This is a genomic window from Streptomyces sp. 3214.6, assembly GCF_900129855.1.
GTDB lineage: Bacteria > Actinomycetota > Actinomycetes > Streptomycetales > Streptomycetaceae > Streptomyces > Streptomyces soliscabiei.
Genome location: NZ_LT670819.1, coordinates 9,132,358 through 9,146,500 on the forward strand (window position 1 = coordinate 9,132,358; position 14,143 = coordinate 9,146,500).

The 14,143-nt window shown below is 72.3% G+C and carries 12 protein-coding genes; 3 read left to right on the forward strand and 9 right to left on the reverse strand.

The features are described from left to right. Positions 1–15 precede the first annotated feature (15 nt). Positions 16–555, reverse strand: a complete 540-nt coding sequence (locus B5557_RS41345; RefSeq protein WP_079664329.1) for an ATP-binding protein — start codon at positions 553–555, stop codon at positions 16–18. Between the two features lie 215 nt (positions 556–770). Further along, entirely contained in the window at positions 771–1,094 is a 324-nt protein-coding gene (locus B5557_RS41350) for a hypothetical protein (protein ID WP_079664330.1), read from the reverse strand. Positions 1,095–1,459: 365 nt separating this feature from the next. Between B5557_RS41350 and B5557_RS41355 the strand changes: the two genes are divergently transcribed. Then, entirely contained in the window at positions 1,460–2,584 is a 1,125-nt protein-coding gene (locus B5557_RS41355; protein WP_079665263.1) for a PLP-dependent cysteine synthase family protein, read from the forward strand. A gap of 36 nt (positions 2,585–2,620) precedes the next feature. Here B5557_RS41355 and B5557_RS41360 read toward each other — a convergent pair whose 3' ends face one another. Both B5557_RS41360 and B5557_RS41365 read right to left on the reverse strand, forming a co-directional pair. Continuing rightward, complete coding sequence (locus B5557_RS41360) at positions 2,621–3,091, reverse strand: SRPBCC family protein (RefSeq protein WP_079664331.1); 471 nt, start codon at positions 3,089–3,091, stop codon at positions 2,621–2,623. 57 nt (positions 3,092–3,148) lie between these two features. Next, the gene (locus B5557_RS41365) at positions 3,149–3,979 is read right to left on the reverse strand and encodes a DeoR/GlpR family DNA-binding transcription regulator (protein ID WP_079664332.1); all 831 of its coding nucleotides are present in this window, start codon (positions 3,977–3,979) and stop codon (positions 3,149–3,151) included. A gap of 282 nt (positions 3,980–4,261) precedes the next feature. Between B5557_RS41365 and B5557_RS41370 the strand changes: the two genes are divergently transcribed. Continuing rightward, on the forward strand, positions 4,262–6,580 hold the full coding sequence (locus B5557_RS41370) for a hypothetical protein (protein WP_079664333.1): 2,319 nt from the start codon (positions 4,262–4,264) through the stop codon (positions 6,578–6,580). Positions 6,581–6,622: 42 nt separating this feature from the next. On the opposite strand, the gene B5557_RS41375 is transcribed toward B5557_RS41370, so the two are convergent. From B5557_RS41375 to B5557_RS41390, 4 genes are all read right to left on the reverse strand, one after another. Beyond that, a complete protein-coding gene (locus B5557_RS41375) occupies positions 6,623–9,070 on the reverse strand; it encodes a right-handed parallel beta-helix repeat-containing protein (RefSeq protein ID WP_079664334.1) in 2,448 nt (815 codons plus the stop codon). 108 nt (positions 9,071–9,178) lie between these two features. Continuing rightward, the gene (locus tag B5557_RS41380) at positions 9,179–9,784 is read right to left on the reverse strand and encodes an Rv1733c family protein (protein ID WP_443031321.1); all 606 of its coding nucleotides are present in this window, start codon (positions 9,782–9,784) and stop codon (positions 9,179–9,181) included. Positions 9,785–9,988: 204 nt separating this feature from the next. Continuing rightward, positions 9,989–10,813, reverse strand: coding sequence for an MOSC domain-containing protein (locus tag B5557_RS41385; RefSeq protein ID WP_079664336.1), 825 nt, complete (start codon positions 10,811–10,813; stop codon positions 9,989–9,991). A gap of 45 nt (positions 10,814–10,858) precedes the next feature. Continuing rightward, positions 10,859–11,296, reverse strand: a complete 438-nt coding sequence (locus B5557_RS41390) for a DUF6643 family protein (RefSeq protein ID WP_079664337.1) — start codon at positions 11,294–11,296, stop codon at positions 10,859–10,861. A 311-nt stretch (positions 11,297–11,607) separates the two neighbouring features. On the opposite strand from B5557_RS41390, the gene B5557_RS41395 reads away from it, so the two are divergent. Further along, entirely contained in the window at positions 11,608–12,909 is a 1,302-nt protein-coding gene (locus B5557_RS41395) for a TerD family protein (protein WP_079664338.1), read from the forward strand. A gap of 16 nt (positions 12,910–12,925) precedes the next feature. Here the strand turns inward: B5557_RS41395 and B5557_RS41400 are convergent, their stop codons facing one another. Next, on the reverse strand, positions 12,926–14,101 hold the full coding sequence (locus B5557_RS41400; protein ID WP_173877791.1) for a glycosyltransferase: 1,176 nt from the start codon (positions 14,099–14,101) through the stop codon (positions 12,926–12,928). Between the last annotated feature and the right edge of the window lie 42 nt (positions 14,102–14,143).

Here is a 14,143-nt window from a genome sequence, read left to right on the forward strand (position 1 = left end):
GAGGTCACCGCCCGGTCAGCCGACGACGGCCGACCGGGCGGGAGCGTGTGCGGGCCGCAGCTCGTCGACGGCGACCACCTCGGTGAACCGGGGCGAGAGCTGCTCCTGGGGCGTGCGGCGCGGCGGACGCGCCGCCAGTTCGCGCACGGCGACGGGCGTCGGCAGCGTGAACCACACGACCTTGCCCGACTCGCCGTCCGGCCGGGCGCCCCAGCTCTCGCTCACCGCGGCCACCATGGCGAGGCCGCGCCCGCACGTGTCGAGGGCCGCGGCGTCCTTCATCTCACCCACGACCGGCAGCCGCGGATCGTGGTCGCGCACGGAGACGGTGAGCCGGTCGGACAGCAGCTCCAGCTCCACGACGCACACCTTGTCGGGCTGGGCGTGCAGGTGGACGTTGGTCAACAGCTCGGTCACACCGAGCGCGGCCCGGTCGATCAGCGGATCCAGATGCCAGTAGCGCAACTGCGCCGATACGATTCTGCGGACCTGGCCGATCCGCGACGGCAGGGCCTGAAGCTCCACCGTGCAGTGCCTGCTTGGGTTGGTGATCACGGCTGCGACTCCCCGACTGAGGTCCGGAAGAACACGGAGTTCGGATCGAGCAGGGCGTCTGCGCAAGGCGGCCGCCTGCTGTCGTGGCCGGCGGGCTGGTTCGCAGCGTTATCGCCGGTAAACCCAGAGTGACGTGAGACCAGAGTGACGCAGTGGTCGCGGTGCCGCAACTCGCGGTGATCCGGCCACCACCCGGGCCGCCCCTCTGCGTCGGCTCAGCCGCCGCGCCCCGCCGCCCTGCGCACGGCCTCGATGAAGCGGCGCGCCGCGGGTGGCCCTGCCTCGCCCGGCGCCGGGTCGTGCTCGCCCAGGGTCAGCAGGTACCGCGTGCCGTTGACGTCGGCCAGCGCCCGGTCCTCCGGGGCGAACCAGGGCTTGGAGGCGCGGACCGCCTGCACCGGCGCGCTGTCGATCTCGCTGCCGTAGCTGGTCAGCAACTCCAGCCTGCCGTCGCTGATCCGGACCTGGCCGGCCCGGGTAAGCGAGCGCAGCCGCTTCCCGATGCGCACGCCCGTAGCCGTGAACTCCGGCTCCGCCATGCCTCCCCGCCCCCTTGTGCGCCAGGGCGAGCCGGACCGTGCACCCGCGTGGGGCGTGATCCAGCCCGCGTCGTGATCGAACCCGTCCTCGTGATCCAGTGTGCGCCCCCGCCCGGGACCTTCGCCCGACCCGGTGCAGTCTGCCCGCGCCCGGCGTCGAGCACCAGTGCGCACGACGGCCCGACGCCACCCGCCCGGAGCACTCGCGCGAATGCGCCCCCAGACTCCCGCACCCGCTCCCCAGGGCCGGCTTTGAGCCTCTCAAAGGTGTGTTTATGCAGGTGAGAAGCGTGTGGAAGGTGTTTATGATCGAGGTGTCGGCCGCGCGGACCACCGTCGGCGCGAAGCCTGAAGGAGCCCCCGCCGTGACCACCTTCCACCACACCAGGACCGGCGCCACCCTCGACGTCGACCACAGCGACACCACCTACCGGGACTGGCTGAAAGAAGCCGTCCGCAAGGTCCAGGCGGACGCCAACCGTTCGGCCGACACGCACCTGCTGCGCTTCCCGCTGCCCGACAGGTGGGGCATCGACCTGTATCTCAAGGACGAGTCGACCCACCCCACCGGCAGCCTCAAGCACCGACTCGCCCGCTCCCTCTTCCTCTACGGCCTGTGCAACGGCTGGATCCGGCCGGGCCGCCCGGTGATCGAGGCGTCCAGCGGTTCCACCGCCGTCTCCGAGGCCTACTTCGCCAAGCTGATCGGCGTGCCCTTCATCGCCGTCATGCCGCGTACGACGAGCACCGAGAAGATCCGCCTGATCGAGTTCCACGGCGGCCAGTGCCACTTCGTCGACGACCCGCGCACGATGTACGAGGAGTCGGCCCGCCTCGCGGCGGACGGCGGGGGCCACTACATGGACCAGTTCACCTACGCGGAACGGGCCACGGACTGGCGCGGAAACAACAACATCGCCGAATCCATCTTCCGCCAACTGGAGTTGGAGCGGTTCCCGGTGCCCGCCTGGATCGTGGCCACGGCCGGCACCGGCGGCACCTCCGCGACCCTCGCCCGCTACGTCCACTACACCCAGCGCGACACCCGCATCTGCGTCGCCGACCCCGAGAACTCCTGCTTCTTCGAGGGCTGGACCACTGGCGATCCGGACGTCACCTGCGACTGCGGCTCGCGCATTGAGGGCATCGGCCGGCCACGCATGGAACCGAGCTTCGTACCCGGCGCCATCGACCGGATGATGAAGGTCCCCGACGCGGCCAGCGTCGCCGCCGTACGCGCCCTGGAGCAGGCCATCGGCCGCAAGGCGGGCGGCTCGACGGGCACCGGACTGTGGAGCGCACTCAAGATCGTCGCCGAGATGGTCGCCGACGGACGCCGGGGCAGCGTAGTCACCCTGCTGTGCGACCCGGGCGACCGCTACCTCGACAAGTACTATTCCGACGCCTGGCTCGCCGAGCAGGGCCTGGACATCGCCCCGTACACCGCGGTGATCGAGTCACTGCTGGCCACGGGCGTATGGCCCGCGTGACGAACAGCGGCAGGCGCACCCGTCAAGGCTCGCCTCTCAAGGGGTGAGCCGCCGGTCAAGTCGCGTCACCGCGTCCCGGAAGGACCGTCCCAGACCCGACCGGGCCAGCCGCAGGACGGCCCGGAGCGCCCCGTTGCCGTCGGCCGCGAACGTCCACTGCACCCGCGTCCCCGTCCCGGCCGGCGCCAGCCGCCACTCCTCGACCAGCGCCCTCAGGCCCGGCGCGTTGGTGACGTCCACGCGGTAGGCGTAGGCCTCCGGCTCCTTCGCCACGAGGACCGTCTCGCGAAAGCGCCCGCCGCCCACCAGCCGTACGTCACGCCCCGCACCGCCGTCCAGCGGCTGGATGGAGTTCACGCCCGGGAACCACTCGGCCCAGCCGGACACATCCTCGGCGAGCGCGCGGAAGACCTGTTCGGGAGAGGCCGCGACCTCCCGCGCGAAGATCAGCCGCACGGGAGCGGTCCCCACGAAGTCGAGCCCTTCGGAACGCAACCGGTGAGCCATGCGCACAACCTCCTCATGGCGAGGAAAAACGGGTGCGCCACCCTATCCGCAGCCCTCTCAGATGTCTGTACCCTCATCGGGCTCGCCCGCGACGACCAGCCGCCGCAGGTGCTCGGAGATCTCCGTGCGGGCCGCGCCCGGCAGACCCGCGTCCGTCACCAGCGTGTCGACCTGCTCCAGCGCCGCGAACGAACTCAGGCCCACCACACCCCACTTGGTGTGGTCAGCGACCACCACGACCCGGCGCGCCGACTGCACCAGGCGCCGGTTGGTCTCGGCCTCCGCGAGGTTCGGCGTCGACAGACCGGCCTCGGCCGATATCCCGTGCACGCCGAGGAACAGCACATCGAAGTGGAGCGCCGCGATCGCCTGGTCGGCGACCGGACCCACCAGCGAGTCGGACGGCGTGCGCACCCCGCCGGTCAGCACGACCGTCGCGGCGCCCTGCCGCGGGCCCGAGGTGCGCTGCGCCATGTGGAAGACGTCGGCGACCCGCACCGAGTTGGTCACCACGGTCAGATCGGGCACGTCCACCAGGTGATGCGCCAGCGCGTACGTCGTCGTACCACCCGACAGCGCGATCGCACTGCCCGGGGCGACGAACTGCGCGGCAGCCTTCGCGATGTCCTCCTTGGCGGTCAGCTCCAGGCCCGACTTCGCCTCGAAGCCCGGCTCGTGGGTGCTCGCCTCCACGATCGGCACCGCGCCGCCATGCACCTTCTCCAGGACACCCTGCCGGGCCAGCGCGTCGAGATCGCGCCGCACCGTCATGTCCGACACGCCGAGCTTGCGGGTCAGCTCGTTGACACGGACGCCGCCGCGACGCCGGACCTCGTCCAGGATCAGGGCGCGGCGCTGCTCCGCGAGGAGGTTCTGATTCTCGCTCACGTACGCTCCGGTCCTTTCCCTCAAACCGTCCGACAGGCCCGCTCACCTGCTCCGACGAGGACATTCTCGCCGACGCCGGGGTGTGGGCGTCCCATCCTCGCACGGCCTGCTCACAGCTCTGCCACCACCCCGACGCGTGCATGCCATCCACGGGTGGCATCGGCGTTTTCTCGCCCTGTCCGCGGAGATTCCGTGACGGGAGGTGTATCACGCCCGCGAAACGGCGATCCTTATGCCCGCACGGACACATGTCGAAGGCGTGTCACGGGGGAAGTGCGAACAGTGGAACGTGACTCTGCGGACAGAACGGCCCTGGAACTCCTGGTACACGGCGTGGGTGGCGCCACGCCCGAGAAGATGCTGAACGACCCGCGCACGGTGCGGATCACCGGCGACGACACGGCGGCCGTCTACCGGCGCGCCGACGACGTGGCCGCGGACACCGGCCCCGGCGACGACCGCGGCCGCGACGCGCCGGTCCCCGAGGCCTACGTCTGGTCCAACCTCACCTCCGGCAACGGCACCCGCGCCCTGTGGCTGCTGCTGCTTCCGTTCATGGTCGTCAATCTCGCCCACTGGATGCGCCCCGCCGCCCGGGAACGCATCCGCGCGGTGCGTCTCTACGGACTGCTGGTGCGGCTCGCGGCGCTGAGCCTGACGGTGCTGCTGGTCGCCGCGGCCTGCGAGGTCGCCCTCGACCTGACGGCCTGGCAGTGCGCGGGCACACCCGCCTGCGCCGAACGCCACTCCTGGCTGGGCTTTCTCTCCCCGGCGGTCTCGAACGACGGCTGGTGGAGCCTGCCGGGCCGCCGTCTCGCCCTCGCGGCCCTGGTCCCGACCGCCCTCACCGGCCTCCTCTGGTACCTCTCCCACCGCACCTGGCGGGCGTACGAGTCCCAGGAACCCCTCGACCGCACGCCCGAACCCGAGAACGGCCCCGGTCACACCGCGCTCAGCCTGCCCGGCTTCTGGTACGGGCGCCGGCTGGTGGCCCGGCTGCGCGCGGCGCACACCGCGGCGGGACTGCTGACGGTGGCCGCGGCGGTCGGCACGGCGGCCGCACGCCAGGACCGTCGGCCCGGCGGCTCCGCCGTCCTCGCCGTGCTGGGCCGACTGCTGGAGGTGTCCCTGGTCGCGGGCGCCCTGGCCACGGTGTGGGTGGTGTGCCGTCGGGGCCGCAGCGAGCACCGTCTCGACCGCCGCCTCGACGCCCATCTCGTCCATCGTCTCCCGCTGGCCGCCCTCGTCCTGCTCGCCCTCACCCTCGTGTACGCCGGGTGGGACCGCCCCGGCTGGACGTCCGGGGGCCGCCTCCCGGGCGACGCGACCTTCGGCGGGCTGGCCCTCGCCCAGGGCGTCCTGGTCATCACCCTCGCCGTCGTCGCCCGCACCCTGCACCACTGCCCTCAGGAGCCCACACCGCCCGGCAAGGGCGCCGCCGGGCGGCTGGATCGTTGTGCGCTGCGGGGGCTCGGTGGGCCCGCGGTCGCCTTGTTGGCCTGTGCTCTGGGCGGGGTGATGTCGGGCGGCGTCTCGCAGCGGGTGTCGGACTGGCTGGACGGCACCAGGACCTCCCTCGACGGCCCGCCCGTGCTGTTGACCTGGCAGGCGTCCGTGATCCCCGTACTGATCTCGGTCCTGCTGGTGCTGTGCGGACTGCTCGGCCGGCGGACCTTGCTGCTGACCCGGGCCGAGCAGGACAAGGTCCTCCGGGAGAACGGGGTGAAGCCCGGCGACCCGGCCCGCACCCGTCGTATCGCCCGCGCCCGTGCGATGGCCACCCTCACCGACCGTGCGCCCCTGCTCGTCGCCGTCACCTCCACCGCGACCCTGGTCCTGGGCGCGGGCGCGATCGTCGGCGCGTTCAGCACCGGAAAGACCCCGGTCCGGGCCGGGGAGACGGCCCAGCCCTTCGTGCACGGGGCGGCCCAGACCGCCCAGGCGCTGGGCTCCTGGCTCATCGGTCTCGGCTTCGTCCTCTTCGTCACCTGGGGCCGGCGCGCCTACAAGGACCCCTCGGCGCGGCGCACCATCGGCATCCTCTGGGACGTCGGCACCTTCTGGCCGCGTGCCGCCCACCCCTTCGCCCCGCCCTGCTACGCCGAGCGCGCGGTACCCGACCTGACCTGGCGCATGGCCACCTGGACGCGCGCCACGGGCGGCCGCCTCGTCATCTCCGGCCACTCGCAGGGCAGCGTCCTCGCGGCCGCCGCGGCCTGGCAGCTGCGGCCCTCCGACCGCAAACGCGTCGCCCTGCTCACCTACGGCTCCCCGATCGAGCGGCTCTACGGACGCTGGTTCCCGGCGCACTTCGGGCCGGCCGCGCTCGCCGCCCTGCACGAGGACATCGACTGCTGGCGCAACCTGTACCGGCTCACCGACCCCATCGGCGGCCCGGTACGGCTCTCCGGCGACGACTGCGGCCCCCAGGTGGACCGCGAACCGCTCGCCGACCCGCTGGCGTACGGCCGCACCGCGGCTCACCCGCTGCCCGCGCCCATCCTGGGCCACTCCGACTACCAGGCCGACCCGGCGTTCGCAAAGGAGCGCGAGCTGCTGCTGGGACGGCTACGACCGGAGGTTCCCGTGCAGCGGGTGTGAGCGGTGTGCGTGGTGTGAGTTGGTGTGCGCGGTGGGAGCCGGTCAGGGAAGCTCGGGCAGGTCCTCCGCGTACAGCAGCGTCAGGTCGTCCTTGTTCGGCTCCGCCACCTGGGCGACCCGGCTGGCGTGCCGCTCGACCATCGCCTCGAACGTCTGCCGCGCGGTACGCCCGTTGCCGAAGGCGGGACCCTTGGGGAGCTCCGTGAAGTACTTCAGCAGGGCGTCCGCGGTGCCCGGGCCGAGCCGGTACTCGTGCTCCTCGGCCTGCTGCTCCACGATCCGCAGCAGCTCGTCGGGACCGTAGTCACCGAAGGTGATGGTCCGTGAGAAACGGGACGCCACTCCGGGGTTGACCGACAGGAACCGCTCCATCTCAGCCGTGTAGCCCGCCACGATCACGACCACGGCGTCCCGGTGGTCCTCCATCAGCTTCACGAGCGTGTCGATGGCCTCCTTGCCGAAGTCCCGCCCCGCGTCCTCCGGCGACAGCGCGTACGCCTCGTCGATGAACAGCACACCGCCGTGCGCCCGTTGGAAGGCCTCCTGGGTGCGGATCGCCGTCGAGCCGATGTGCTCGCCGACCAGGTCGACACGGGACACCTCGACGAGGTGGCCCTTCTCCAGGACGTCGAGGGCGGCGAGGATCTCGCCGTAGAGACGCGCGACCGTCGTCTTGCCGGTGCCGGGGGAGCCGGTGAAGACCAGGTGGCGCTTGACGGACGCCGCCTTGAGCCCGGCCTGCTGCCGGCGACGGCCCACCTCGATCATGTCGATGAGGGCCCGCACTTCCCGCTTGACGCTCTCCAGGCCCACCAGCGTGTCCAGTTCGCCGAGCACGTCCTTGGACGTCCGCACCGACGTCTGCGGTTCGGCGGCGGCCTGCTGCGGCTCCGCCTCGGTGACACGCTGCTCGGGAATCATCCCGAGCAGACCGGGCGACTGGGCGGTCGTCTGCACGGCCGTCTCCGGCGCCGCCGTGGCCATCGGCGTCCGCACGCCCGCGCTCTCGTCGCTGGTGCAGTCCTCGACCACCGGACCGGAACCGGGCGTGGCGTCCGCCCCGGCGTCCGCGAACTCGTAGCCACCGCGCGCGCAGCGCTCCGTACGGCACTTGCGCAGCGTCGTACGACTGCCGTCTATCACGTGGAAGCCGTAGCCGCCGCTGTTGGTCACCCGGCAGTTCAGGAAGCTGCCGCGACCGCCGGCCGACACATAGAACCCGGCCTCGGCGGGGGAGTCGACCGTGCAGCGCTCGACGGTGGGGTCGGCACCCTTGGTGACGATCACGCCGGTCTGCGTGCTGTCCACCGTGCAGTTGTTGAGGGTGCCGCCGCTGCCGTGGTCACGGAACCACGCGCCGGTCGCCGCGTCCCGGATCCGGCAGTCGTCGAGCTGGGCGGTCGCGCCGTCGCTCACCGACACGGCCGTGTTGCGGACCTGGGAGAGGTCACTGTCGACGACGTCCGCGCGCGAGCCGCGGTCGAGGACGAACAGCGCGTCCGGCACGTCGTGCACCCGGCAGGAGTCGAGGACCGCGGTGGCGCCGTCGCTGACCCAGACGGCCGGGTAGTCGCCGGTGCTGTCGAAGATCTCGCACTGGTTGGCGTCCACGCGCGTGCCCGGGTCCCACACCGAAAGACCGTTGCGCCCGAACTGACGCACCGTCGTGCGGGTCAGCGTCAGGACGGAACGGGAACGCAGGTCGACCGCGTTCTCCGGGATGTCGTGGATACGGCAGTCGGCGAGGGTGAGCACGGCGTCCGTGTCGAGGGTGACGCCGTCGGCGGTCGTGCGGTGCACATCGCAGTCGGTGAGGTGCGCGGTGGCCCGGGCGGTGATCTGCACACCGCTGCCCCTGACCTCGTACACCTCGCAACCCACCGCCTCCAGCGCCGAGTTGTCGCCGGTCGCGCTGAGTCCCGCGCCCGAGGTGTGGTGCACCCTGCAGCGCTCCAGCCGGGGGTGGGCGCCCCCGCGCACCGCGACGCCGGCCTGACCCGCCGCGACGACCTCGCACTCCTCGAAGACACCGCCGCCGCCGTCGACCACGGCGATGCCGACGCCCGCCGGGTTGTCCACCGTGCACCGCCGCACCGTCGGGCGGGCGCTGCCGCGCACCTCGATGCCCGCGGCGGAGCGGGTGACGATCCGCAGGTTCAGCAGCTCCGGTGTGCCTTCCTCGACGAGCACCGCGGGCGCCGCCGCGTCCTGGCCCTCCACATGGAGGTCCTGCACCACCGCCGAGGCCCGCACGGTCAGCGGCACCCCGTCCACGGGCGCGAGGCGCACGGAGCCGGGGGAGCCCTCGGGGCCGCGCAGTGTCACCGACCGCTGCACCACGAGGTTCTCCCGGTAGGTGCCGGGAGCGATGGTGAGGACATCGCCCTCGGCCGCGGCCTCCAGGGCGGCGGCGAGCGATGCGTACTCACCCGTGCGGCGCCGCCACCTCGATGTGCCGGTGTGCGTCACCTGGACCGTGCCCTGTGCCATGGCGTTGCTGTGCCCCCACCTCGTGGTACGCGGGTTGATGCCGAAATGCTTCGGCCGGACCACCGTAGCGTGCGCGCGGGTGGTGGGTTGACCAGAGACGGATGGCCGTCAGCTGCCGGTGCCGGTGCGGCCCCAGTCCGGGCCCGCCCGGTCCCAGGCCTGATCCCAACGGGTGTACCGGCGGCGGACCATGCGCCAGACGATCAGCCGTCGGCCGCCCTCGACGAGGCCCGCGGTGAGCAGGGCCGCGCCGAAACCGGCGAGCACGGCGTGTGTCGTCGCCGTGGCGGAGTCCAGCGGGCGGGCCGCCAGCCGGCCGTGGCCGTCGGTCCACATCTCGAAGTGGTCGCCGCTGTGCGGGGTCTTGAGGCCCGCCAGGACCGTGCCGTGCCGCGTGGTGCCGTCCGGCGCGGTCCAGTCCGCGACGACCCGCGTACGGGCGTCGCGGCCGGTGACCGTCTCGGGGTCCACTTCCAGGGGCGAGCCGTCCACCTTCCGCACCACGGTGGCCGTGACCTCGTGGCGGGACACGCGCTGTTCGCGGACCGCCTGCTGCAGGACGCCTTGCGCGACCGCCCCGACGACGGAGCCCACCACGGGCGCCACGACAAGGATCAGAAGGAGGGCCGAGAAGGCCACCCAGGCCTCGGCCAGGTCCGTCGCACGGCGCAGCGGGTTGTGTCGCCAGTGCCAGATTCCGCGGATTGCTCCCACCGTCCGCACCCCCTTCCCCCTCCGTGATAACTCCCGTCGGAGCCGTTCACGCGCGAGCCCGGTGAAAGAGAGAGCGAAATCACCAGGGCTCGGGACCTCTCATGAACTTCTCACGCAGTGCCAACGCTCCGGGACCGGGTGGGGGTTCCCACGGATCGCCCCGGCCCTGACCGAGGCCGGAACCCTGCGATGACCGCGCGATCACTACGCGATGACGCGCACCGTGTCGCCGACCCTGACCGTGCCCCGGGAGAGGGGCACCAGGTTCTGTCCGAAGACGAGCTTGCCGTCGAGGCGCCGGTGCCGGCCGAGGGTGGACAGCGGCTCCTTGCCGCGCCCGGCGGTGCTCTGGTCGGTGGTGGTCACGACACACCGTCCGCAGGACTTGGCGACGCGGAACTCGACCTCGCCGACGGCGAGGCGCGACCAGCCGTCCTCGGCCCAGGGGCCGGTGCCCGCCACGACCAGGTTCGGCCGGAACCGGTTCATCGGCAGCGGCCCCTCCCCGGCGTGCCCACCCTGCGCGATCAGGGAGTTGAGGGCGTCGAGGGAGGCGGTCGTGGTGACCAGCAGCGGATATCCGTCGGCGAAGGACACGGTCTCGCCGGGCAGCGCGTACTCGGGATCGACTGGCCTGCGCGTCGCGGGGTCGTCCATGTGCACCAGCCGTACGTCGGCGCCGAGATGGGCGCTGCACCAGGCGTGTGCGGCGGCGTCGGCGGGGACCCCCTCCACCTTGTCGCCGAAGATCTCCACCGAGACTGTGCCCGCCGGCTCGGGCGCCGGCACGGCCAGCGGCTCCAGACCGGGCGCGGACAGACGCACGCCGCCGCCGGGCAGAAGCTCGGCGGCGGCCAGCGCGAGGCGCGGCTGCTGGCGTTGTGTGACGACCTTTCCCCCGTGGTCGATCAGCGTCCAGCGTCGGTCACCGGCCAGCCCCCAGGGCTCCACGACGGCTTCCCGGGGCGCCTGGCCCCGGAACGCCTTGACCGGATGGACGTGTATCGACAGCAGCTGCGCATTCCCCATGCGGTCATCCTGCCAGGTGGCACCGACAACCCGGGGCGGGGCGACTCAGTAGCCGCCGCGGTACTGCTGCTGCTGGTTGTACGGGTCCTGGTACTGAGGCGCGGCGGGCCGGGGCGCGGCCGGGCGCATCGCCTCGTAGCCCATGCCGTGACCCGCCGGGCGCGGCTGCTGCTGCGCCTGGGGCCCGGGATAGCCGCGCGGCGCGGCGGCCTGCGGCGGGATGTACGCCGCCGGGGCCTGCTGCAGCGGAGCGGGCTGCTGCGCCTGCGGGTAGCCGTAGGGCGCCTGGGACGGGCCCGCCGGGAGGGCGGGCAGCGCCGACGGCAACGCGGGCAGGTTGCTGCTGCCCATGTCGTACGCGGCGGGGACCCGGATCGGGGCGATCTGCGGGGTCCCCCGCTCGGCCACGAGCGAGTCGTAGATCGGAGTGTCCGGGAAGGAGGCGTAGTAGCCGCCGCCATAGGTGGAGCGGGGGGAGGTCATGGCACATAAGTTAAGCCCACGATGTGCTGGTTGGGGAGACCGATAAGAGGGTTGTTTTCCGTGTCGGTAGCGGCCTCGGATCCCTAATGCGAGCGAAGTTGGGAAAAAGGGACGGCAGGCTGTCTGTAGATCGTGTAAAGGCCGAGTTCCGAGCGGGTTACCGGCGGGTCGGTCGACGTTCGGCCGACGCTGATCCCGCGCTCCGGATGGGAGTTCTCTGTCCCGCGCAATAGGTTGGCCGGGTAGACAACCCGAGGGGTGCCGGGCGTGCCCCCTGGGCGCACCGACACACAAGGGGGACGTGCATGTCAATGTCGAAGGGGTCCAATGCCCCGGTGCCGACCACGGCACTGCGAGTCGAACTGGGCTGGCGCTCGGGACCGGGCGTTCCGGACGCGGACGCGTCGGCGCTGCTCCTCGTGGGCGGAAAGGTCCGTTCCGACGCCGACTTCGTGTTCTACAACCAGCCGGCCCACTCCTCCGGGGCGGTTCGCCACGAAGGCAAGCGCGACGCCGCGGGCCGCGTCACGGACACCCTTCTCGTCGACCTCGCGCGCGTGGAGCCCACGATCGAGACCGTGGTCCTGGCCGCTTCGACGGACGGCGGCTCCTTCGGCCGGGTCCCGGACCTCTACATCGAGGTACGGGACCCGGCCGCGGGCACCGTCGTGGCGCGGTTCGACGCTTCCGGCGCCACCGTCGAAACGGCCTTCGTGCTCGGCGAGTTCTACCGCCGCCAGGGCGCCTGGAAGTTCCGGGCCGTCGGACAGGGCTACGACAGCGGCCTCGAAGGCCTGGCCACGGACTTCGGGATCACCGTGGACGAGCCGCAGCACACCGCCGCCCCGGTGCCGCCGACCCCGCACTCCCCGCCCCCTCCGCCGCCGGCCACGCCCGCTTTCCCGGCCACGGTTCCCCCGCCCGCCCACCAGGCCCCGCCCCCGCCCCCTCCGTCGGCGCCGCCCGCCGCGCCGGTCCGGCTGACCAAGGTGACGCTCACCAAGGCCGCCCCGTCGGTCTCCCTGACCAAGCAGGGCGGCACCTCGGGCGCCCTCCACGTGAACCTCAACTGGGAGACGCGCAAGCAGTTCTCGGGGTGGGGCAGCAAACGCGGGCGGGCGATGGCCCTGCACAACGACCTCGACCTCGACCTGTGCGCCCTGTACGAACTCGCCGACGGCCGCAAAGGCGTGGTCCAGGCCCTCGGCAACGCCTTCGGTGCCCTGCACCAGCCGCCCTACATCCACCTTGACGGCGACGACCGTACCGGCGCGGTGGCGAGCGGCGAGAACCTGACCGTCAACCTCGACCACAAGAACGACTTCCGGCGCATCCTCGTCTTCGTGACCATCTACGAGGGCGCCCGTTCCTTCGCCGACCTGCACGCCACGGTCACCCTGCGACCGCAGTTCGGCGCCGCGATCGACTTCTCCCTGGACGAGTGCACGGTCCCCTCGACCGTGTGCGCCCTCGCACTGATCACCAACCACGGCGGCGACCTCGTCGTCCAGCGCGAGGCCCGCTACCTGGTTCCCGAGCGCGGGGTGAGCCCGCAGCGGACCGTCGACCACGCCTACGGGTGGGGCATGAACTGGACGCCGGGCCGCAAGTAGGGCCCCCGCCCAGGGTTCAGCCCTCGTCGGTCACGGCGTCCGGATGTGCGTAGGTGCGGCCCTTCCAGGCCGCACCGCGCCCCCGGTAGTGCTGCACCGCGGAATCCACCGTCATCAGGAGATAGAGGAACGCGGTGAACGGCAGCCAAGGAGCGAGCCACAGCGGCTGACCGTAGTAACGCAGCATCGGGACGTACGTGCCCGTCATCACCAGCCACGCCAGCCCGCCGAGCACCGCCGCGGCCGTACTGCCGACGGCGAGCCCGGTGAGCAGGGCGAGCGGCGGCGCCAGGTACACCAGGGCTAGGCCGAGCACCGTACCGGCCAGCAGAAACGGGTTGTGACGCAGTTGCGCGTAGGCGCTGCGCGAGACCATCCGCCACAGGTCGTGCAGCCTCGGGTAGGGGCGCACACTGTCCACACGGTCGGCCAGCCCCAGCCAGACATGACCGCCCCCGCCCTTCACCGCGCGCGCGAGCGCCACGTCGTCGATGACGGCGTGCCGGATGGCGTCCGGGATCCGGGCCCGCTCGGCGGCCTCGGCGCGCAGCAGGACGCAGCCGCCCGCCGCGGCCGCCGTGCGCGCCCCTCGTCGGCTGATCCGGCGGAACGGGTAGAGCTGCGCGAAGAAGTAGACGAAGGCAGGTACCACCAGCCGCTCCCATCGGCTCTCCACCCGCAGCCGGGCCATCTGGGAGACGACGTCGAAACCCCCGGTGCGCGCAGCCGCCACCAGCTCCCGCAAGCTGTCGGGCGCGTGCGCGATGTCGGCGTCTGTCAGGAGGAGGTACTCCGGTTCACGCGCGCGTGCCAGCGCGATCCCGTGCCGCACCGCCCACAGCTTCCCGGTCCAGCCCGCGGGCGGCTCACCCGGCGAGTCCACCGTCAACGGGAGCCCGCCGAGTCGCCTGGCGAGATCGCGCGCAAGATCGCCCGTGCCGTCCGAGCTGCCGTCGTCGACGAGGAAGATCTCGGCCGGCCCTGGATACTGCTGTGCGAGCAGCGAGGGCAGGCTGGCGGGCAGCACCGCCGCCTCGTCGCGCGCGGGGACGACGACACCGACCGACGGCCACCGCTCCGGTTCTCCCCGAGCCGGCAGTCGCACATCCGTGCGCCAGAAGAAGCCCTGACAGAGCAGCAGCCACAGCCAGGCGGCCAGGGACAGGGCGGCGATCCACTCGATGGCGCTCACGCGCGCAGTCTGCCCCACCCGACCGGGCGCCAAGAGCACATC

What these genes read in the sequence shown, in the direction of transcription:
- B5557_RS41350 (WP_079664330.1), bottom strand. Translation starts at nt 1,094, where the DNA reads ATGGCGGAGCCGGAGTTCACGGCTACGGGCGTGCGCATCGGGAAGCGG.
- B5557_RS41360 (WP_079664331.1), bottom strand. Translation starts at nt 3,091, where the DNA reads ATGGCTCACCGGTTGCGTTCCGAAGGGCTCGACTTCGTGGGGACCGCT.
- B5557_RS41375 (WP_079664334.1), bottom strand. Translation starts at nt 9,070, where the DNA reads ATGGCACAGGGCACGGTCCAGGTGACGCACACCGGCACATCGAGGTGG.
- B5557_RS41385 (WP_079664336.1), bottom strand. Translation starts at nt 10,813, where the DNA reads ATGGGGAATGCGCAGCTGCTGTCGATACACGTCCATCCGGTCAAGGCG.
- B5557_RS41390 (WP_079664337.1), bottom strand. Translation starts at nt 11,296, where the DNA reads ATGACCTCCCCCCGCTCCACCTATGGCGGCGGCTACTACGCCTCCTTC.
- B5557_RS41395 (WP_079664338.1), top strand. Translation starts at nt 11,608, where the DNA reads ATGTCGAAGGGGTCCAATGCCCCGGTGCCGACCACGGCACTGCGAGTC.